Genomic DNA, 20,894 nt, shown 5'->3' on the forward strand with positions numbered 1-20,894 from the left:
GTTCCCGGATCGACACGCACTACCGTTTCGCACGCGGAGCGTGCGTATGACTTCGACTACGGAGAAAGTCCGTCAGCTGGCACCGCATTGGGGGGTGATCCTCGTCGTCGTGTTCGTCGTGTTCGCGCTCGTCGAGAACACGGTCGGCGAACTCGCGTTCTGGCAGTCCCTGCTTATCGTCGCCGTTATCGCTTTCGGCTATCCGCTCGTGGTTCGGCGTCTCGGGGTCGCCCCCGAAGTCTGGCAGCGGGAGTAACGCTTGGCGGGAGTCGGGGTCGCACGCCGTTACCGTGTCGCCGGATTCAGCTCGCTAGATACGCTTGGCCCGATCTATTCGTTTTCGCCGCCGCCGGCGGACTGTTCGTTCGAAAGGGTCGCCGAACTGACGCCGAACGCGCCGACACCGACGCCGAGCACGAAGGACAGGACGGCCGACACGGCGATCCACAGCGTTGCCGGATGTTCATGGCCCGCGTGAAGTAGTATCTCCATGGTTCTGGTGTGGGGTCCACCGGCTAAAAGGCGTTCATCGCTCACCATCCAACCTTCCCACGACCTAGCCGCGAAGGCGATCGGCGGCGTCGTCGACGACGTCGGGGAGTCGACGCCGGAGCAGCGTGTACGAGACCGCGACGGCGAGCGCACCCCCGACGAGCGGGCGGTACGTCCCGTCCAGGAGGACGAGCGGTGGTGTCGCGGCGGCGAACGAGAGGAGGAGGTCGGACCGAGAGCCGTCGTACCGTATCGATCGCTTCGCGAGTCGCCACTCGCCCCGGACGTGGTCGTACACGGCACGGTCGGTGGTTCGTTCCCACGGTCGGAGCTCGTAGCTCCCGCCGTAGGCGTCCATCCGGGAGTGTACCGCGGCAGCGACGGTAGCGGTAGCGACGGCGGCGGTCGCCGTCGACGGCCAGACGAGCACGACGATGACGGTCGGAACGGCGAGGAGAACGTACCCGCTGGGAAAATGGAGGGTCCGTCGGTGTCGGGCGACGACATCTACGTCCGGGAGAACGCTTCCGACGACCGCGCCGGCGACGACGCTGCCGGCGAGCTCGGGAACCGCGACCGCGACCGGCGTCGCCAGTGCCATCCCGACCAACACGTGTGTCGGGAGCATCATGGGCGAACGAACGGGCTCACGGATCATAAACGCCGTGCTCGGGGGCGATAACACCCATGTCAGCCGATCACCTCCCGATCTCTCCCGGATTTATGCGGTCAGGGATGTAAGACGAGGTATGAGCGAGGAATCCGAAGCGCCGGTGACCCACGACCGACCGGACGCACCGTTCCACACCACCGGAACCGACCACATTACGGTGTGGGGAAGCAACGAGGCCGACACGATCGCCTTCTATCGAGACCTCCTCGGGATGCCGCTCGTGTTGCGCCAGCCCAACTTGGACGACCCCTCACAGACGCATCTCTTCTTCGACACCGGCGACGGCCGGATCCTCACGTTCTTCGTGAGCGATGACCGCCCGTCCGCACGTGGTCAGCGGCCGGGGACCGGCTCGGTCCACCATCTCTGTTTCAGCGTCGAGCCCGACGAGTACGAGGAGATCATGCGTGCGCTCGAGGAGGCGGGGAAGGGGTACAACGTGTTCGACCGGGGCATCTTCCACTCGATCTACACCCAGGACAACAACGGCCTCGTCATCGAGCTCTCAGCGGACAAATACGAGATCCCGAACGACCGCAAGGGCGAGGTGCTCGCGACCGCACAGCGGCTTCGTGAGGCTGACGGTGCCGACTTCGCCCAGGACCGCCACATGGAGGCGGCCTTGGAGGAGCTGGGGCTCCCCGTCGAGAAACACGACCTCCCGGACGCCGACGCCGGCGTGGGCGTATGAGCCGTCGTGATCCGCACGGGAGCGAGGACCCGCACGGCGACCGGACGTTGGGGGCCGCCGGCGCGCCGGTCGCCGAGGCCGACACGGCGGTCGTGCTGGTTCACGGACGGGGTGCGACGGCGCGGAGCATCCTCGGCTTCGGCGAGTCGATCGCCGGCGACTCCGTCGCGCTGCTGGCCCCGCAGGCGGCCGCGAACACCTGGTATCCAAACTCGTTTCTCGCGCCAGTTGAGCGGAACGAGCCCGGTCGGTCGTCGGGACTGGCCGCGGTCGGGAACGCGGTTCGAACGGCGACCGACGCCGGGATCGACGCCGAACGGGTCCTCGTGGCCGGATTCTCACAGGGCGCGTGTCTCGCGAGCGAGTTCGTCGCGCGCACGCCACGCGAGTACGGTGGGCTCGCTGCCCTGAGCGGCGGGTTGATCGGCGAAACGGTTGCTATCGGCGACTACGTCGCGGGCGACGAGGCGGATCCACTCGCCGGAACGCCGGCGTTCCTCGGCTGTAGCGACGTCGATCCACACATCCCGGAGGAGCGTGTTCACGTGACGGACGAGGTCCTATCGGCGCTCGGTGCCGACGTCGAGACACGGATCTACGAGGGGATGGGTCACGGGATCAACGAAGACGAGACGGAACGCGTGACGGCACTGGTGTCGGCGCTGTAGGCGGCACCGTTCCTCCCCTCACGCGCTGTTCTTCGACCCTCCGGCGATCCACGCCGAGACGACCCAGTTACGTGGCCGCAACGACGATCGAGAGCCACAGCGCCGCGATCGCGACGGCGAACAACGTCGCGCCGAGGGCCGCTACCGGGGCAGTGACTCCACCGGTCACGATCGCGATGCTCGCCGGCAGGAGGACGGAGAGGAACACGAGCCCGACGGAGACCATGCCGACGTTCATCGGGTCGACCCCGTCGAGACGGCGGCGAACCGTCCGCGCGATCTGGGAGTCCGACCCTTCCCGACGCGTCCCGTCGAGCCGTTGGTCGTCCCGCGGCGTGTCCCCGTTCGCCCGTTTCGGTCGATCGTCTCTCTCCTCACTCGTTCGCGTCCGTCTGCCGGTCACGATCCGCCAGCGACCGTTCTCCTGTCGTGCTCGGGCGAACTCCCCGGCGACGTGCTCTGCCGCGCCCGGCGCGTAGCCGAGCCCGCGGACGAGCGCGACGAAGTCGCTCTCGTCGTACTGCCCGGCCGTCGGCCAGCGATATCGGTCGGTTCGACGCTCTCCCGTCGGCAAGCTGTACTCGACGTTCACGGCGTCGCCGTCGCGCTCCCACCCGAGGACTTGGACCGTTACGCTCCCGTCGTCCGCGGCGTGTCGCCCCATCAGATACAGCTCCGTGGTGTCATCGAGGGCTCCGGGGTCCCGTTCGGGGAACGCGAGCGGGAGGTCCGCCTCGATCCCGTCGGGGGGATCCGTCGCGTCGACGCTGGTGACCGGGGGCCGGTGGTCGCTCTCGCCACTCGTCCCGCCTCCCGGAGCGCTCATGGGATCCGGTTCGTCCTCTAGGGATATAACTCCGGCACCGTGAACACCCCACGATCGCGTCCGAGAGGTCGAAACGACTCGCCGACTCAGGCCAACCAGTCCTCGGGCTTCGTGTCGTAATCGATCTCGTCGGCGGCGATCCGGGATTCGATTTCGGGATCGAGGTCGTGTTCGGTCACCGCTCCCCCGTCGTACTGGAACCGGACGCCGACCTCGGTGCCATCGGGCTCCCGACCGTCTCGTCGGGCCCGTTCGACCTCCCGGTCCGTGTACTCGGTACGGATCGTCGCTAGGTTCACCGGGCGACCCCACAGTTCGAACACCCGTTTCAACGTGGCTTTCGCCGTCGCCTCGTCCAGCGCGATCCCGTTGTACTGGTGGGCCAACAGCAGCTCCCCTCTGTTCTTGAAGTTCCCGTCGAGCACCGTGATCGACGGCTTTCCGAAGTTGGTGAACTGTAAGAGGAGTTTGCGTTTCACGTCGCCGGCATCGACACTCGCGACCCGGAACCCCTCGCCTGCGTGACTGTACTCGTAGGTGAAATAGTTCCGTTCGCGGACGAACTCCTCGGTGAGGAACTCGTCGATGAACGTCACGTCGTTGTGGCTCTCACGCACCTCGTACATCCGGTCCCACCCGGCGGTTCGATCGACGTCTTCGAGCGCCGCCTCGACGCTTTCGTACCGATCGACATCGAACATGTATCGCGCCCGCTCTTCGAGCGTCGTCCGCGGGACGTTCCGAAGGGCCCCGCGATGCTCCGGTCGCGAGAGCGCGTAGTGTCGTTCGGCGAGCCCCTCGTACGTGAGCAGTTTCCAGGGGTATCGCTCGATGTCGGGGCCCGCTTCGGGGTCGCGGTCGCCGGCACGGACGGACAGCGCGCGGTCGACCGTCTCGGCGTCGACGCGCGGGTCGCCCGTCGCGGCGAGCTCACCGAGCTCGTCGAGCGTCGCCGGTCCCGCACCCGCGATGACCGGGTCGGGCTCGAGCGCCGACCGTACCGCCTCCAGGTCGATACGCGAGTGGAAGTTCTCCGGTGTCACCCCCTCGACGCGGAGCAGCTTGTCGATCACGTCACGTCGCGCCGCACGCACTTCGACGTGGGTCCACAGCTCGAACCCGAGCTTGTACGGGTTGAGGCCCGGTGAGCCGAGCACCCGTGACATGTGTTCCGCGTACGTGAGGAACTCGTCGGGACCGGCGAACCCCTCGCCACCCATCATGAGCGACTCCCAGTACGTCGCCCATCCCTCGTTCATCACCTTCGTCACCTTCTGGCCGGCGAAGTAGTACGCCTCCTCGCGGATCGCGTCGATGACGGTGGTCTCCCACGGCTCGCGGTCGACGGCCTTCCCCGTCTCGGGGTCGTACCGCTTCCCGTGGTCCCGGAGGAACGCGAGCACGTCCGGGCGAGGGGATTCGGGTTCGACCCCGTCCGCCTGGTCGTCGAGCCACTCGTCGTCGAACACGTCACGCTTGACCTCCTCGGAGAGGCCGAGCTCCTCGATTCGTGCTTCCAGCTCCGCTTGCGGACCCTCCGTGCCCTCGTCGCCGGTACTGCCGTTCTCGCTCCGGCTGGCGTCCACCGGGCTGTGCTGGTCGATCGTGTCCTCCAGCGCGGTTACCGCGTCGATCAGCCGTTCGACCTCGTCGCGGTCGACGTCCGCCCGTCGCCCGATCGCCGCCAGCCGGTCGGCGTTCCGCTCCAGTCGCGCGGCCGCGTTCGGCCCGTCGGCCCCGCGGTCGGCGTACAGCCCGAACCACTCGTTGTTCGCGAAGAAGTCGGCGTGCGCCTCCACGTGGGTTATCACCGCCTTCTGGTCGGCCGCGGTGTTCGACTCCTGTAAGAACGCGTGACTCGGGTCGTCGTTGTTGACGATCTCGAACGCCTTTCCCAACCCGTGCCGGTCCTTCTTGCGCTGCCGTTCGTAGTTCATTCCCCATCGCCAGTGCGGGTACCGCCGTTGGAACCCGCCGTAGGCGATGAGCTCGTTCATCTCGTCGTGATCGACGACCCAGTATCGAACCGGGTACGGGTCGAGCCCGAGCCGTTCGGCGAGGTTCCGCGCTTCCGTCGCCGGCTCGTCGAGCGTTTCCGCCTCGCGTTTCGCTTCGAGTCTGTCGTCTCTCATCTCCGGGTCACCGTCGTTCGTTCCGTCGGTCGGTCGCCGCCGTTTCGGTCGGTCATTCCTCCTCCGCCTCCGTGCTGAGTATCTCGTAGATCGCGTCCGTTACGTCCGCCGGTCGTTCGACGCGCGCGACGGCGACGTTCGACCGGTCTCCGAGGGCTCGTTCCACCTCGTCGGCGTGGCGGGCGTTCGTCGCCGACCCCCCGGGCTGTGTCTCGACGTACGCGTGGAGGTTCGCGTCTATCGACTGCATCCGTGGGATCACGTTCTCTTTCGTGTCGGTGCCGGCGTTCTCTGAGTCGCCGGCGGCGAACACGTATCGGTTCCACTCGCTGTACGGGTACGCCTCGAGGATCTCCTCGACGAGCTCGTACGCGCTAGAGATACGCGTCCCGCCGCCGGACTGGACCCCGAAGAACTCCCCGCGGTCGACCTCCCACGCCTCGGCGTCGTGAACGACGTAATGGAACTCGGCGGCGTCGTACTTCCCGGTGAGATACCAGTCCATCGGCGTGAACACCCGCTCGACGAGCTCGCGTTTCGTCTCCCGCATCGACCCGGACGCGTCGCGAACGTTGACGACGACGACGTTCCGCTCGCGCTTCTCTATCACCTCCGGATGCCGGAACCGCTCGTCGTCCGGGCGGAACGGGACGGCGTCGAGCCCGTCACGCCGGATCCGCCGGGAGACCGGCTCGCGGTCGAGTTCGGCTTCCAGCGCCGCGAACGACGCCCATCGGTCCAACGCGGCCACCGGCTCGCCGCGTTCGGCTTCGAGCGCCGCGGCCGCGTCGGCTATCCACGCCCGCGACACCGGGACGTTGGACTCGCGCGCCCACTCGAAGACGGCGTCGACCCCCGCGCCGTCGACGAACAGCCCTTCCCGGACGTACGACTCGTCGAAATCGGTCGCGAGGTAGCGCTTCAGTCCGCGTTTGAAGAACTCGTCGACGTCGAGCGAGCCCTTCGGGCCGGCGCGGGCGGTGTCGGTGAAATCGCCCTCCGTCTCCTCGACGACGCGTTTCCCCTTCGGTTCGAGGTCGAGCCCGAGCGCCTCGTCGAGCTCGCGGGCGAACTCCTCCGGATCCATCTCGTAGTACTCGTGCTCGCCGCCGTCCTCGCCGGGCTCTCCCTCGTCGCCGTCGTCGTCGCCCGGGTCGGCGTCGACGGGCTGGCCGGGTTGGGGCTGTCCGCCCTGGCCCTGGCCGACCCCACCGGCGTCCCGGCGGTCGTACTCGAACGAGGGGAGGTCGACAACCTTGATCGGGATCCGTACCCGATCGGGGTCCGACCCGCCGAGGTCGCCGTGGCTGATGAACTCCGTGAGGTCCTCGCGACGGGCGTCGCCGACCTCGCGGAACCGCTTCCGGTCCTCGGGCAGCCCCATCACCGACCACCCCCGTCGAACGCCGCGGGCGACCCGCCGTGTCCGTCGGAGTCGTCGCGGTCGCTGTCGGCCGCCAGCGCCGCCCACTCCTCGCGGACGTCACGCATCACGGCGCGGCTCGTCAGCTCGGCGGACGCCCGGCTGTACCCGCGGTCCACCATGCGCTCGATCGTCGCGGCTTTCACTCGCTCGGTTTCGGTGTCCGCGGGCGGATCGCCCCATTCGGCCGGGTCGAGCGCCGGGAACCGCCGTTTCAGGTCCGCTAGCTCCTTCGCCTCCAACACCGCTTTCAGCTCCGGGATCTCCCCGAGGTCGACGTCGTCGACGCTGAACTCGTCTCCCCGGTTCCGCCACGCGTACCTGGTGAGCGCACGGATCACCTGCTCTCGGCGGAACTCGGCGACCGCAGGGGTCGGCTCCGTTCCGCGGTAGTCCTCCTCGTCGAACCGCCCGAGCGACTCCGTCTCGAACACCTTCATGACGAGCGGGTCCGGCGACTCCGACTCCCGGTCCGTCCCCGCCGGATCCTCGGCGTCCCACGCGTACACGTGTTCGACGTACTCCGCGACGGTGTCCGTCGGAACGGTCTCTGCGGCCAGCGCGGCGCCGACGACGTCGCTCCGCTGGCGCTCCCGAACGCGTTCGAGTACCGGGGCGTACCGGCTCTCGAACTCCGCGACCTCGGCCCGGGAGAACACCGGGGCGTCGGTTAGGCCATCGAGCATCCCGTCGAGGACGTCCCGCGGGGTGACGACGCGTTCGACCGGGAGCGCCGGATGGCTTCGGTCGCTCTCGGCGTTCAGGAGGTCGGCGATGACGTCTCGGGTGTACGTGACGGGGATCCCGGTTCGGCCGTCATCGGTCCCGAACGCGACGTCGGTCGCGGTGATCACCTCGTCGTCCCGCCGGAGCTCGCCCGTCTCGTACAGCCGTGCCGTTTCCACTAGGTCGAGCGACGCCGGGAGGTTTTCGGCTTCGAGCCGGCTCACCACGGCGTACAGCGCGGCCGCGCCGATCGCGTGCGGTGCCAGCTCCCGCTCTCTCGTCCGCCCGTCGTCGTCGCGAACCGTCGTCGTCAGCGCCGCGCGGACGGTCTCGCTCGCGTCGCTTCGATTCGCGTCGGCCGACCCCGTCCGGACGGTGTCGCTCCCGTCCGCCCCCACGCCGACCGCGGTCATCGCGTCCCGGTCGCCGATCTCCCGGCGGAGGAGCGCGGCCTCCAGCCGTCGGTCCGTGAGGTAGCGGAACTCGTGGCGGGTGAGACGCCGCTTCAACGCCTTGAGCGGGTCCGCACCCTCCCGCTCGGCGTGTCGGTCGAGCTCGGCGTCGAGGTCCGGGTTCGACACGATGATCAGCTGGGTGTCGATATCCATCCCGATCCCCTTGTCGAGCTTGACCCGGTTCTCGTCGGGGACGTTGAGGAGGCGGCGGAGCAGGTCCGCGTGCTGGCTCGCGTCCTCGACGACGGTGACGACGCCGTTCCCCTGTGAGAGCACTCCGTCGTAGCTGAACGCCTGCGGGTTCTTCCGGCCACGCGAGCCGAGCTCGCGCACCATCCCGCCCATCCACGACCCGACGAGCCGCTCCTTCGGGGTTCCGTCGTCCTCGGCGTGGAGCACTCCGATCCCCTGCCCGACGTCGACGACGTAGCTCGTCACGCGCAGGTGGTCCCTGTCGGTGACCGCCGAGAAGAGGTCCCGTCGCCCCTCCTCGCGGTACATCGACTCCAGGTGGTCGTACGCCTCGCGGCTGAACGGGTCCAGTTCGACGTCCGCGGCGATCGGGTAGGTCGTCCCCGCCTCGACGGCGTCGGCGATCCGTCTCCGGGTCTCCGGCGGGAACACCGAGAGCGGGTGGCTCTGTACCGGGCTCCGGTACCACTCGCCAGCGTCGCCGCCGTTCCCGTACGACAGCGACCGCGACCCCCCGCCAGTCCCGGTGACGTTCCACTCGACGGTGTACCGCCGCCCGGCGTCCGTCTTCGAGAACTCGCGGAGGCCGTTCACCAGACAGCGCTTGAACTCGGATTTCCCCGTGGCGGTGGGCCCGTCTATCCAGGTGATCTTCTCGTCGTTGCCACGGCCCGCGGCCGCCGCCCGGAGGTCGTCGACGAAGGCGTTCAGCGCGGTCGTGTTGCCGAGGACGGCGTGCTCGCCGTCATTGAACGGGTCGTCGAAGAACCGGTAGCGATCCAGCTCCTCGCCGCGCTCGACGACCGGGCGCGTCCCCTGTGACTCGATGGCCGCGAGCACGTACCGCGCGCCGGAGGCGGCGGCCGCCGGGGTCGCGAGCACCCGGTCGACGTAGGCTTCGAGGCTCATCGGTGGGTCGTACGCCTCTCTGAGCGTCTCGTCGGCCATCCGACTGAACGCCTCGCCGTCGGGGTCGCCGTCGTTCATCGGTCGGGCACCCCCGCTGTCGGATCGGTCATGGCTCAGTCCCCGTCACCTTCCATCTCGGAGCGGGCGACCGCTGCGCCCGCGTACTCGAGCACCTCGGCCGCCCCGTCCTCGGAGTAGCCGCGTTCCACGAGCGCGTCGACCCACGCGCTTCGCTCCTCGTCGTCGAGGTCCGTCGCCGAGACCAGCGCCGAGAAGTTGATGTTGTGTTTCTTGTCCTCCCACAGCTTGCGCTCGAGCGCACGGCGGAGCCGGTCGTTGTCCTGCGGGTCGAAATCCCGCCCCTCTCGGGCGCGTCTGGAGACCCAGTTCGACACCTCCTGCCGGAAGTCGTCCTTTCGATCGGAGGGGATGTCGAGCTGCTCTTCGACCGCACGGAGGAACGTCTCGTCGGGTTCCGTCTCCCGGCCTGTGAGCTCGTCGTCCACGGTGGCGTCGTCGATGTACGCCATCACGTGGTCCATATACTTCTCCCCCTGCCGCCGGAGCTCATCAATGTCGTACGCTAACGCGTGTCGCACGTCTTCGATCGCCCGCTCCCGATACTCCTCCCGAACCGTGTCGAGCAGCCGTTCGTACCGATCGAGGTCGTCGGCGGCGATCGAGCCGTGCCCGTCGAGGTTCGCTTCGAAGTGGTCGAAGACGGACAGCGGCGAGAGGTGCGAGCGGTCGCGGTGTGTCGAGTCCATGATCGCCTCGGCGATCTCGTCGCCGATGAACCGGGCGGAGACGCCTTCCATCCCCTCGCGGATCTCCGCCGACTCGGCGGCGTCCTCCCGGAGCTTCCGGCGGTCGATCTCGTCGTCCTCCAGCTCGCCGTTGTACACCTTCGCCTTCTCGACGAGGCCCACCGTCTCGTCGGTGGGCTCCTCAAGTCGGGTCAACACCCCGAAGAGCCCGGCCATCTCCAGCGTGTGCGGTTCGACGGCGACGTTCGGCACGTCGGCGTTGGCGAGCATCTTCCGATAGATCTCGGCTTCGCTCTCGTACTCCAACACGTACGGGTAGTCGATCCGCTTGGTGCGGTCGTTGAACGCCTCCATCTTCTCGTCGCCGGTCTTCTCGCGGTACTCCGGCATGTTCGTGCGGCCGACGATCACCTGATCGATGTCGATCCGGGGGTTGTTCTTCGGCTTGATCGTCTTCTCCTGGGAGGCGTGGAGGAAGTCGTAGAGGAACTCCCGCTGGAGCTTCAACAGCTCCTCGCCGGAGAACAGCCCTCGGTTCGCGTTACAGAACGCGCCGGCGTAGTCGAACGCGCGCGGGTCCGACTCGCCGTACACGGCCAGTTTGGCGTAGTTGACGTCGCCGGTGAGCTCCGTCTCGTCCTGGTTCTTCTTGTCTTTCGGCTCGAACGTCTCGATACACTCCCGGCGGTTCTCGTCGGCGACGAGCCGGATCACCTCGACGTGGTTCTCCAACACCGCCTGTAGGTCGTCGTCGTAGTGCGCCAACAGCTCGTTCAGGTAGAACTCCGAGGCGGGGTCGGGGTGTTGCTCGTTTCGGAGCGTGTACGGCGCGTCGAGTCGTTCGTTAAGCGCGTCGATGACGCCCGCGCGCTGCTCTTTGGGGAGCAACACCAACGGGTCCTGGTTCATCGGTGACCGGACGGTGTCGTCGCCGGGGTCCTGATCCCCGATGACCGAACAGAGGTCCACCCACCGGAACGTGTACATCCGGCCGGCGTCGTCGCGCGTGTACGCCTCGAAGTAGCGACGCGTGAGCCAGTCGAAATGCGACTTCCCGGAGCCGACCGGCCCCAACAGCAGTTTGATCCGTTTTTCCGGGCCGAGCCCGCGCGCGCCGGATTTCACCTTGTTGACGAACTCGTGGATCGCTTCGTGGATCTCCCGGCCGTAGAACACGTTCGCCCCGTCGTGGAGCGGGTCGTCGGCCGCGAGCGCGTACTCGACGACGCCGGCCTCCTCGTCGTAGCGTGTGCCGTAGTGGTCGAACATGTCGGCGACACGCTGGTGTGCGTTTCGGGCGATACGCGGGTCGTCGTACAGCGTTTCGAGGTACCAGTCGAACGATCGCGCCTCCCGAAGGTCGTCGGGGACGGACGTCCGATACGCCTCGCTTATCCGTTCGAGTGTCTGTCTTTCTGACATGGGTTGGTGATCTCGGAGACGATGCCGACCGAACCCGCCACGTCGACCCTCCGGCCGCGTTTCCGGCGGCGGGAAGGCGTTGCTCAACGCCGAGGACGGACGCGTGGCTCACCGGCCTGAGCCATCTCCCTTGACGCCGCGACCGACACACCTTCCGGGACCAGCACGCGGATGACCGTCGTTCCGGCCCGTATCCGAGGCTATATGTATGGCAGGGATTCACACTCATAAGTGTGTCGCACGTTACCGTCATTCATACTGGCCAGATCGCCCGCCCGGATGCGATCACGACGGCGACCCGGTTCGAACTCTTCACTGGGGTTTAAATATCCACCACCGAATCGGCAGTACAATCCGGTTCTCGTCGTTGGATCGTCTCCTTCGACTGCCGACGCCGACCACGTCGGTCGACTGGGCCACCGAGCGTCGTCGACGACCGCCTCGGTACCCGGTTCCGGTCCCCGACTCGGGGCAGCCGCTCGGCGACCGTTCCGTTCCTCCCCCGGCCCCGGCCGAGCCGTCACGGAGGCGTGGACCGGAACCGGAAACGACACCCCCGGAACGTAGCCTTTTGCGCCCGCCGTCCACACCGTCGCACGTGACGTTCAGTATCTGCGTTCGTGAGCGGTACACCGACGACGACGGGACCGATCAGTGCCGGTTCGGCGTGGCGGTCACCACCCGGCTCCCGGGGGTCGGCACCCTGTGCCCGTTCGTCTCGCCGGACGGGGCGGTCGCGACACAGTCGCTCGTCAACGTCGAGCTCGGCCGAAAGGGGATCGAGTACCTCGGGGACGGACTCGCCGTCGACGACGCGCTCGAGGCGTTGCTCAACGCCGACGAGGGGCGCGAACAGCGGCAGCTCCACGGCGTCGACGCCGACGGCACGTTCGCGTTCTCCGGCGAGGAGTGTCACGACTGGTACGGCCACACGGTTGGTGAGAACTTCACTGTCGCCGGCAACCTGCTCACCGGCGAGGACGTGATCGACGACACCGCCGCGGCCTACGAGTCGGCCGCACACGGCGACGCTCCGCTCGCCGAGCGCCTGATAGACGCGCTGGCGGCCGGCCACGCGGCCGGCGGTGACAAACGCGAGGACCTCGTCGTCCAGTCGGCGGCGTTGCGAGTGACGAACACCGAGGAGGGGGAGCTCGCCGACCCGTACTACAACGACCTCCGCGTCGACGCCACGGAGACGCCGATCGCCGACCTCCGGGAGACGTTCGAGACGGCGACACGCGGCTACGAGGCGGTGATGGAGCGGTACGCCGACGCCTACGAGGAGGACGACATCGACGCCGCGGAGTGACGGCGGAGGCGGGCGAGCACCGGCAGGTGATCCGAGGGGTAGCGCCCGCGGTCGTCGCGGTCGGCGAGCGTCGCGACGGCCTCCGACTCGATGTCGGGCGAGACGAGCACGTGGTCGATCCGCCGGTCGTCGATGAGCCGCACGAAGTCTGTGACGGTCGTCGTCGGGCCGTGTCGGACGTCGGCGTCGGCGACGGCGTCACGGAGGTCGACCCGGTCGTCCGTTCGCTCGTGGCTTTCGTCGCGTCCCGTCAGTATCCGGTGTGGCTCCGATCCTGGCGTGCTGTTGAGGTCGCCGACGAACACGACCGACCGCTCCCGGCTCCCGTCCGGCTCGCCGTCGCCGGCGAGCGCCCCGACCCGCTCGACGAGCAGTCGCGCCGACTCCCGACGAGCCCGCGGGCTCACGTGATCGAAGTGCGTGTTGACGACGAGGAGCGGTCCGGAGCCGGGGCGGACGGGCCCCTCCGGGGACGGGTTCGGCTCCACGCTCGCCCACGTCGCGATCCGCGGGTGTGCGGCGTCCCAGTCCGACGACGGCTCCGTCGGGGTCTCCGAGAGCCAGAACGTCCCGTCGTCGACGACCCGCCAGCGATCGGTGCGGACGGCGATCGGGCACCCCTCGCCGTCGCCGCCGGGCTCGCGGCCACGGCCGACGAACGCGTACTCGTCGAGCCCCTCGCGGAGGTCGCTTCGCTGGGCGGGGAGCGGCTCCTGGAAGGCGGCGACGTCCGGCCGGTGAAACCGAACCAGGTCGATCACGCCGTCGCGGCGCGCGTACCACGCGTCGTGGTGGTCGCTGCGGTTGTCGTACCGAACGTTGTAGCTCAGCACCCGGATCCGGCTCATTGTCGGCCAGTCGGTGCCGACCGGATTAAAAGGCGCGACCGCCGCGTCTCAGACGGTCTCCTCGCCGGCACCCGGCGCGTTCCGCTTGACGCTCGTCACGCCGTCGACGGCGCCCGAGCGCGAGGCGTACCCCTCGCCGGAGTCGGCGACGACGTTGCCGTTGCGGTGACGGAGCCGCCAGCGCCACTCGTCGGCGGCGTCCTCGTAGATCTCGAAGGCGGCGTTGCCGACGTCCAGCGCGTCGGCGTCGGGCCCGTACCCGCGAACCCGCTCGATCGCGTCTTTCGCGCCGCTCCTGTCGGCGTACCCCTCGCCGGAGTCGGCGATGATGTTCCCGTTCCGGTGGCGGAGCCGCCAGCGGTACTCGCCCGCGTTGTCCTCGTACAGCTCGAACGTCGCGTTCGCGCTTCCCGTGCCGTCGCCCTCGCCGCCGGTGTCGTCGTCGAGGTCTTTCACCGGCGCGTCGCTCACGTTCGACCGGACGCTCTCGACCCCCTGACGCGCCTTCGAGCGCGAGGAGTACCCCTCGCCGGAGTCGGCGAGGATGTTCCCGTTCTCGTGGATGAGCCGCCAGCGCCACTCGCCGGCGTTGTCACGGAACAGCTCGTAGGCGGCCGGATCGACGCGAAGGTAGTCCGCGGCGGCGATGTGTTCCCGAACCCGGCCGAGCGCACGTTTCGCGTTCGACTTCGAGGCGTACCCCTCGCCGGAGTCGCCGATCACGTTGCCGTTGTCGTGTGCGAGCCGCCAGCGCCACTCGCCGGCGTTGTCCTCGAACAGCTCGAACGTCGCCTTGCTCGCGATCTCCTCGTCGTCGCTCGGGACGGCGACGTCCGGCTCCGCGGCGTCCTCGGGCTCCGGGCCGTCGTCGTCGGCGACCGCCTCGGCCTCCGCGACCGGGGTCTCGATCCGTAACAACCCGGCACCGAGCGCGTTTCGCCGGACGCTGTGCAGTCCCTGCTGGGCCTTTCCACGGCTGCTGTACCCTTGCCCGGAGGTGGCGATCACGTTGCCGTTGCGGTGGCGGAGCCGCCAGCGCGGCTTGCCGCTCGCGTCCTCGAACAGCTCGAACCGCGCCTTGCTCTCGCGGAGCGCGGCCGTCTCCGCCCGCGCGGCCTCCGTCTCGGCTCCCAGCTCCTCGGCTCGCGCTTCGGCGTCGGCTAGGTCGGCGGCGGTCGCGTCGAGCTCGGACCGGGCCTCCTCCAGCTCGGTGGCGGTCTCGTCGCGCTCCGCGGCAGTCGACGCCGTCTCGGCCTGCATCCGCTCGTAGTCGTCCCGAACGGGATCGGTTATGAGCGGCACGATCGTCCCCGCGAGGCCGATCACGACGATCCCGGCAGCGTACAGCGCGTTGACGACCTCGTTGCCGGTCGAGCGCGACCAGCCGTCGGGGAAGACGACGAAGAAGTACGCCACCGCAGCGAGCGTGAGCAGCCCCCCGAGGAGGCCGAGCGTCGTCGCCGATCGCTTCAGCGGGAACCGGACGATCGCACCGATCATCACGGTCGGCGGCGACAGCGCGACCAGCGCGTAGCCGACTGCCCGTGCGGTCGTCCGCGGGTCGGTAAGGGCGAACACGACGACACCCAGCACGCCGAGGATCACTCCGAGCGAGAAGATCCAGTACCCCTGTACCTCGTCGTCGGTGGTCGGTGTCCCGATACGTCCCTCATATAGGTCCGCGAGTGGACCGTTCGGTTTCGTGTCTCCCATGTTCGGAGCACTCACGCCGGCGGGGGATATATATGTGGGTAGTTGTCAAACCACAATCTCCGGCCCGTCTCCGCCGGAAGCGGCGTCGAGCGTTCCGCTACCCTACCTTTTACGCTTTGACCGTCCCGTCCTCCGGTATGCACGTGCTTCGTGGTGGACGGGTCGCGGACGTGGACGGGACCAGAGCGGCCGACGTCGCGATCGCCGATGGCGAGATCGTCGCCGTTGGCGACCCGGCTGCGGTTGACGCCGCCCTCGAGGGGGACGATACCGCGACCGACGCCACCGAACCGACCGAAACCGACGTTTCGGGGCGGGTGATCGCGCCGGGGCTTATCGACGCACACGTCCACCTGATGATGGACGGGCGGCCGGATGTCGCCACTGCCACCGCCGACAGCGACTACACCGCGAGCTACCGGGCGGCACGGAACCTGCGGGCGGCCGCCGAGGCCGGAGTCACGGCCGTGCGGGACCTCGGCGCGCGCGGCACGCTCGCCATCGACGCGAGCGAGGCGGTCGCCGACGGGGTGCTCGTCGGCCCGCGCGTCGTCGCCTGCGGCCGGAACGTGATCATGACCGGCGGCCACGGCAACTGGTTCGGCCGCGAGGCGGACGGCCCGGCCGAGGTCCGGAAGGCGGCCCGCGAGCAGCTGAAGGCGGGCGCGGACGTGCTCAAGTGTATGGCGACCGGCGGGGTGCTCACCGAGGGCGCGGTGACCGGCGCGCCGGAGCTGACGCCCGCGGAGCTCGCGGCGTTCACGGACGCGGCCGCGCCGACGGACACGCCGACGGCGGCACACGCCCACGGCGAGGCGGGGATCAAGAACGCGGTCGAGGCGGGGATAACGAGCGTCGAACACGGGACGTTCATGGACCGCGAGGCGGCCGAAATGATGGCCGAGCGGGGGACGTACTGGGTGCCGACGGCGAGCGCCCTCCACGGCATCGTCGAGAACGGGACCGAGGCCGGGATCCCCGCCGACGCGGTCGCGAAGGCCGAGGACGCCGCGGAGCGCTTCGACGACGCCTGGGAACATGCGCTCGACGCCGACGTTCCGATCGCGATGGGGACCGACGCGGGAACCCCGTTCAACTACTTCGGCGACATCCCGGCGGAGCTCTCGCTGATGGTCGAGTACGGGCTCTCCCCCGCCGACGCGCTCGAAGCCGCCACCGTCAACGCCGCCGACCTCCTCGGACTCGACGATGTCGGTCGGGTCACGGAGGGGTACCGCCCGGATCTCGTCGTTCTCGACGCCGACCCCAACGCGGACGCCGGGGCGTGGCGCGACCCCGAGGCCGTGTTCCTCGGCGGTGATCGGGTCGTCTGATACGCGTCCGCCTCCCCGATCCGGGACTCCTTCGTGCCGTTTTAATCCGGTGCGGATCAAGTATCGGTCGATGACGAGCTCGTCGACGCGACACGCGGACCCCGAGGAGAACCCCTACGTCGAGGAGCCGCCGACCGACTTCGAGCCGGTCGCGGAGCTGTCGCGGGAGGCGGCCGAGCGGCAGACGGCGCTGCTTCGGGCGGCGATCCGCGAACACGATCACCGGTACTACGTCGACGCCGACCCCCTGATCGAGGACGCGACGTACGACCGGCTGTTCGACCGCTTGGCGGCCCTCGAACGCGAGTTCGACCTCGGGACTCCGGACTCCCCGACCCGTCGGGTCGGCGGCGAACCCCTCGACGAGCTGGCGACGGTCGAACACGTCGCCCCGATGCGCTCTATCGACAACGCGAAGACCGCCGAGGCGGTCCGGGAGTTCGACGAACGCGTCCGGTCCGGTCTCGACGCGGCCGGCTTCGACCCCGCCGACGTTCGGTACGTCTGTGAGCCGAAGTTCGACGGGCTCTCGGTCGAAGTCGTCTACGAGGACGGCGTCTACGCCCGGGCGGCGACCCGCGGCGACGGCGAGCGCGGCGACGATGTCACCGAACAGGTGCGGACGATCCCGACCGTCCCGGGTCGCCTGCGCGGGAACCCGCCCGACACCCTCGCGGTCCGTGGCGAGGTGTACATGCCGCGGGACGCGTTCGAGGCGCACAACGAGGAGCGCGTCGAGCGCGGCGAGGAGCCGTTCGCGAACCCCCGCAACGCCGCCGCCGGGACCCTCCGCCAGCTCGACCCCGCGGTCGTCGCCGAGCGCCCGCTCGACGTCTTCTTCTTCGACGTGTTGGCGTGGGAAGACGGGAGTGACGCTGCGGGGTCCGCGTCGAGCGCGTCGACCGCCACTCGTCCGGCCACAAACCGCGGCCAGTTCGACGCGTTCGACGCGTTCGGGCTCCCGCGGACGGACCGGATCGAGGTCGTCGACGACATCGACGGGGCGATCGACTACCGCGATCGGGTGCTCGACGCCCGGGACCGACTGAACTACGCGGTCGACGGCGTCGTGATCAAAGTCGACGACCGGGCCGCCTGCGAGGCGCTCGGTTCGACCTCCCGCGCGCCCCGCTGGGCGTTCGCCTACAAGTTCCCGCCCCGGACCGCGACGACCGCCGTCGAAGCGATCACCGTCCAGGTCGGCCGGACGGGGCGGTTGACTCCCGTCGCGGAGCTCGACCCCGTCGACGTCGGCGGCGTCACCGTCTCGCGGGCGACGCTCCACAACCCCGCCGAGATCGAGGCGCTCGGCGTGAACGTCGGCGACCGCGTGCGGATCTACCGCGCCGGCGACGTGATCCCGTACGTCCCCGAGGTGGTCGAGAAACGCTCCGAGGGAACGTACGCGTTCCCGGAGACGTGTCCGGTGTGTGACGCACCCGTCGAACGGGACGGGCCGCTCGCGTTCTGTACCGGCGGGCTCGGCTGTCCCGAACAGCTGGAACGGGCGGTCGAACACTGGGCCCGCCGTGACGCGCTCGACATCGAGGGGCTCGGGCCGGAGCGGGTCGAACAGCTCCGCGAGGCCGGCCTCGTCGAGTCGCTGCCCGACCTGTACGACCTGACCGTCCCGGCGCTGGTCGAGCTGGAGGGGTGGGGAGAGACGAGCGCAGAGAACCTGATCACGGCCCTCGACGACGCCCGGAACCCGCCGCTCGACCGGTTCCTCGCCGGTCTGGGGATCCCCGACGTGGGCGCGACGACGGCGCGGGCGCTCGCGACACACTTCGGTTCGCTCGACGCGGTGCTCGACGCCGACGCCGCCGCGCTCCGCGAGGTCGACGACGTCGGCCCCGCCGTTGCCGAGTCGATACGGGCGTTCCTCGACGCGCCGGAGAACCGAGCGGCGATCGGGGGGCTCCGCGAGCGCGCGGTCGAGCCCGAACCGGTCGGAGACACTGGTGACGGCGAGGACGGGTTCGCCCCGCTCGACGGGCTCACGTTCGTGTTCACGGGGTCGCTGTCCGTCCCCCGAAGTGACGCACAGGCGCTCGTCGAACGCGCCGGCGCGAACGCCACGTCGAGCGTCTCCGGCAACACGGACTACCTCGTCGCCGGCGAGAACCCCGGGCGCTCGAAGCGGGACGACGCCGACGCGAACGACGTGCCCGTCCTCGACGAGGCGGCGTTCGCCGATCTGCTGGCCGACAACGGGATCGACTGGCCGCCGGCGTAGGGGTGGCTGCCTCCCGTCGTTCCCACCTCTTCGGCCCCGCTTGGCGGCTCCCGGCCGCCCCCGTTCTCCCGAGCCACAACCCTTTATCCGCCGGCTGGCGGAACGGACGGTATGACCGCTATCGAGCTGCGCGGGGTGACCAAGGAGTTCCCCGGAGCCACCGCGGTGCGGGACCTCGATCTCACCGTCGAGGAGGGGGAGGTGTACGGCTTCCTCGGGCCGAACGGGGCCGGCAAGTCGACGACGATCGACATGCTGCTCGACCTCGTCCGGCCGACCGAGGGGACGGTGACGGTGCTCGGACGGGACGCCCGGGCGGAGAGCGTCGCGATCCGCCGTCGGACCGGCGTCCTCCCCGAGGGGTTTTCGGTGTACGACCGGCTCTCGGGCCGGAAACACGTCGAGTTCGCGATCCGGTCGAAGGAGGTCGAGGCCGACGCCGACGCGCTCCTCGACCGGGTCGGGATCCGCGAGGACGCCGACCGAAAGGCGGGCGACTACTCGAAGGGGATGCGCCAGCGGCTCGCGCTCGCGATGGCGCTCGTCGGCGAACCGGACCTGCTCGTCCTCGACGAGCCCTCCTCGGGGCTCGACCCGGCGGGCGCGAAGGAGATGCGCGCGATCGTCGAGGCCGAGGCCGACCGCGGCGCGACCGTCTTCTTCTCCTCGCACGTGTTGGGACAGGTCGAGGCCGTCTGTGACCGTGTCGGGATCCTCCGCGACGGCGAGCTCGTCGCTGAGGACTCCATCGACGGGCTCCGTGACGCCGTCGGCGGCGAGGAGACGCTGGAGATCGAGGTCGACGCCGCCGCTGATCCGGCCGTCGATGCCGTCCGCGCGCTCGCCGGCGTCTCCGGCGTCGAAACCGTCGCTGACGGGTCGGGTGCGGGTGACACGCTGGTCGTGAACTGCGAGAGCGGGGTCAAGACCGGTGTCATCGCGGCGTTAGCGGACGCTGGCGTCGACGTCCAGGACTTCCATACCCGGGAAGCGTCGCTCGAGGACCTCTTTTTGGCGTACACGGAGGGAGATGCGCCGGGATCCGCGGCGGGTCCCGATTCCGCAACCGACGCGGACGAGGAGGTGGACGCGTGAGCCTCCTCGCGGTCGCGGACAAGGACTTCCAGGACACGGTGCGGTCGCGCGGGATGGTTATCCTCGTCGCGCTGTTCTCGCTTCTGGTCTCGCTTTTCGCCTACATCGTCCGTCCGCAAGGCGAGGCCGACCAGTTCGCGACGGAGCTCCTGTTGAGCAGTCTTGTCGGGCCCGTGTTGGTCACCGGCCTCGTCCCACTCGTCGGGATCGTCGTCGGTTACAACGCGGTGAGCGGCGAGCGGGAGTCCGGGTCGCTGAAACTGCTGCTCTCGCTGCCGCACTCCCGGGCGGACGTCGTCTTCGGCAAGGTGATCGGTCGCGGCGCGGCGATCGCGCTCGCGATCCTCGCCGGCTTCCTCCTGCCCGCGCTCGTGTTGATCGTCATCCCCGTGACGTTCAACGCCGGGGCCTTTTTCGGCTACACGATATTCGCCGCGGTGCTGGGCGTCGTCTTCGTCTCCATCGCGGTCGGCTGTTCGGCCGCCATGCCGACCCAGCAGCGCGCGCTGATCGCCGGAATCACGGTGTACGCGGTGTTCGTCTTGCTGTGGGGGCTGATCACGGGACAGGTCCTCGGCGCGCTCGACGGGGTCGTCGCGCGGCTCCCCGCCTCCGCCGAACAGATCCGGACGTTCCTCGACGTGGCGAACCCGACGACCGGGATCGAGGCGCTCGCGAACGGGTTCCTCGCTGACCAGCTGTTCGCCGGCGAGACGGCGACACAGCAGGTGTCGGCGGCCGCGATGCTCGTGTTCTGGACCCTCGCGCCGCCGCTCGCGGGACTCCTGAAGTTCGACAGCGACGACTTATAAGTCGCCGCGGGCGGATCGGTGGTGTCGATTTATGCACTATTGATAAGGGAGAGCGCCGACAGTCGACTGCGCGGGTGTATACGCACTCGGCAGCGGCGATCCGGAGCCGATCCCTGCCGCCGATTGATAAGCGGCCGCTGGCGACGCTGGCTGTCCGTCCCCCGGTGA

General features: G+C 69.2%; 17 protein-coding genes. 8 read left to right on the plus strand and 9 right to left on the minus strand.

The genetic code is table 11. The features are described from left to right. Positions 1–46: 46 nt before the first annotated feature. Positions 47–256, plus strand: coding sequence for a hypothetical protein (locus ACZ5TV_RS07205; protein ID WP_379783039.1), 210 nt, complete (start codon positions 47–49; stop codon positions 254–256). 74 nt (positions 257–330) lie between these two features. Here the strand turns inward: ACZ5TV_RS07205 and ACZ5TV_RS07210 are convergent, their stop codons facing one another. Together ACZ5TV_RS07210 and ACZ5TV_RS07215 are read right to left on the minus strand one after the other, a co-directional pair. Then, positions 331–492, minus strand: coding sequence for a hypothetical protein (locus ACZ5TV_RS07210; RefSeq protein ID WP_379783041.1), 162 nt, complete (start codon positions 490–492; stop codon positions 331–333). Between the two features lie 64 nt (positions 493–556). Beyond that, the gene (locus tag ACZ5TV_RS07215; protein ID WP_379783043.1) at positions 557–1,123 is read right to left on the minus strand and encodes a metal-dependent hydrolase; all 567 of its coding nucleotides are present in this window, start codon (positions 1,121–1,123) and stop codon (positions 557–559) included. A 118-nt stretch (positions 1,124–1,241) separates the two neighbouring features. Between ACZ5TV_RS07215 and ACZ5TV_RS07220 the strand changes: the two genes are divergently transcribed. Then, the gene (locus ACZ5TV_RS07220) at positions 1,242–1,856 is read left to right on the plus strand and encodes a VOC family protein (protein ID WP_379783045.1); all 615 of its coding nucleotides are present in this window, start codon (positions 1,242–1,244) and stop codon (positions 1,854–1,856) included. Further along, positions 1,853–2,524: an alpha/beta hydrolase gene (locus tag ACZ5TV_RS07225; RefSeq protein WP_464384291.1), complete on the plus strand. Its 672-nt coding sequence runs from the start codon at positions 1,853–1,855 to the stop codon at positions 2,522–2,524. The genes ACZ5TV_RS07220 and ACZ5TV_RS07225 overlap by 4 nt, the downstream gene beginning before the upstream one ends. 67 nt (positions 2,525–2,591) lie before the next feature. On the opposite strand, the gene ACZ5TV_RS07230 is transcribed toward ACZ5TV_RS07225, so the two are convergent. From ACZ5TV_RS07230 to ACZ5TV_RS07250, 5 genes are all read right to left on the minus strand, one after another. Beyond that, the gene (locus tag ACZ5TV_RS07230; RefSeq protein ID WP_379783360.1) at positions 2,592–3,350 is read right to left on the minus strand and encodes a hypothetical protein; all 759 of its coding nucleotides are present in this window, start codon (positions 3,348–3,350) and stop codon (positions 2,592–2,594) included. 86 nt (positions 3,351–3,436) lie between these two features. Further along, positions 3,437–5,482 carry a SpoVR family protein gene (locus ACZ5TV_RS07235; protein WP_464384292.1) on the minus strand — a complete coding sequence of 682 codons (2,046 nt, stop codon included), beginning with the start codon at positions 5,480–5,482 and terminating at the stop codon, positions 3,437–3,439. A gap of 52 nt (positions 5,483–5,534) precedes the next feature. Continuing rightward, on the minus strand, positions 5,535–6,866 hold the full coding sequence (locus tag ACZ5TV_RS07240; RefSeq protein WP_464384293.1) for a DUF444 family protein: 1,332 nt from the start codon (positions 6,864–6,866) through the stop codon (positions 5,535–5,537). Then, complete coding sequence (locus tag ACZ5TV_RS07245) at positions 6,866–9,265, minus strand: kinase anchor protein (protein ID WP_464384294.1); 2,400 nt, start codon at positions 9,263–9,265, stop codon at positions 6,866–6,868. The genes ACZ5TV_RS07240 and ACZ5TV_RS07245 overlap by 1 nt, the downstream gene beginning before the upstream one ends. A gap of 35 nt (positions 9,266–9,300) precedes the next feature. Further along, the gene (locus tag ACZ5TV_RS07250) at positions 9,301–11,376 is read right to left on the minus strand and encodes a PrkA family serine protein kinase (RefSeq protein WP_379782124.1); all 2,076 of its coding nucleotides are present in this window, start codon (positions 11,374–11,376) and stop codon (positions 9,301–9,303) included. A gap of 598 nt (positions 11,377–11,974) precedes the next feature. Between ACZ5TV_RS07250 and ACZ5TV_RS07255 the strand changes: the two genes are divergently transcribed. Next, on the plus strand, positions 11,975–12,688 hold the full coding sequence (locus tag ACZ5TV_RS07255) for a DUF1028 domain-containing protein (protein ID WP_379782126.1): 714 nt from the start codon (positions 11,975–11,977) through the stop codon (positions 12,686–12,688). Here the strand turns inward: ACZ5TV_RS07255 and ACZ5TV_RS07260 are convergent. Together ACZ5TV_RS07260 and ACZ5TV_RS07265 are read right to left on the minus strand one after the other, a co-directional pair. Then, on the minus strand, positions 12,655–13,536 hold the full coding sequence (locus ACZ5TV_RS07260; RefSeq protein WP_464384295.1) for an endonuclease/exonuclease/phosphatase family protein: 882 nt from the start codon (positions 13,534–13,536) through the stop codon (positions 12,655–12,657). The genes ACZ5TV_RS07255 and ACZ5TV_RS07260 overlap by 34 nt on opposite strands. A gap of 48 nt (positions 13,537–13,584) precedes the next feature. Then, complete coding sequence (locus ACZ5TV_RS07265) at positions 13,585–15,249, minus strand: HVO_2922 family protein (RefSeq protein WP_464384296.1); 1,665 nt, start codon at positions 15,247–15,249, stop codon at positions 13,585–13,587. Between the two features lie 137 nt (positions 15,250–15,386). On the opposite strand from ACZ5TV_RS07265, the gene ACZ5TV_RS07270 reads away from it, so the two are divergent. The 4 genes from ACZ5TV_RS07270 to ACZ5TV_RS07285 all read left to right on the plus strand — a co-directional run bounded on the left by ACZ5TV_RS07270 (position 15,387) and on the right by ACZ5TV_RS07285 (position 20,726). Beyond that, positions 15,387–16,583 carry a metal-dependent hydrolase family protein gene (locus tag ACZ5TV_RS07270; protein WP_464384297.1) on the plus strand — a complete coding sequence of 399 codons (1,197 nt, stop codon included), beginning with the start codon at positions 15,387–15,389 and terminating at the stop codon, positions 16,581–16,583. A 70-nt stretch (positions 16,584–16,653) separates the two neighbouring features. Further along, positions 16,654–18,819 carry an NAD-dependent DNA ligase LigA gene (ligA, locus tag ACZ5TV_RS07275; protein ID WP_464384298.1) on the plus strand — a complete coding sequence of 722 codons (2,166 nt, stop codon included), beginning with the start codon at positions 16,654–16,656 and terminating at the stop codon, positions 18,817–18,819. Between the two features lie 111 nt (positions 18,820–18,930). Next, positions 18,931–19,914 (plus strand): ABC transporter ATP-binding protein, encoded by a 984-nt coding sequence (locus ACZ5TV_RS07280; RefSeq protein WP_464384299.1) that lies wholly within the window; start codon positions 18,931–18,933, stop codon positions 19,912–19,914. Beyond that, positions 19,911–20,726, plus strand: coding sequence for an ABC transporter permease subunit (locus tag ACZ5TV_RS07285; protein WP_379782949.1), 816 nt, complete (start codon positions 19,911–19,913; stop codon positions 20,724–20,726). Before ACZ5TV_RS07280 ends, ACZ5TV_RS07285 begins: the two co-directional genes overlap by 4 nt. Positions 20,727–20,894: the final 168 nt, after the last annotated feature.

The sequence above is a fragment of the Halorubrum tibetense genome, from assembly GCF_055396225.1.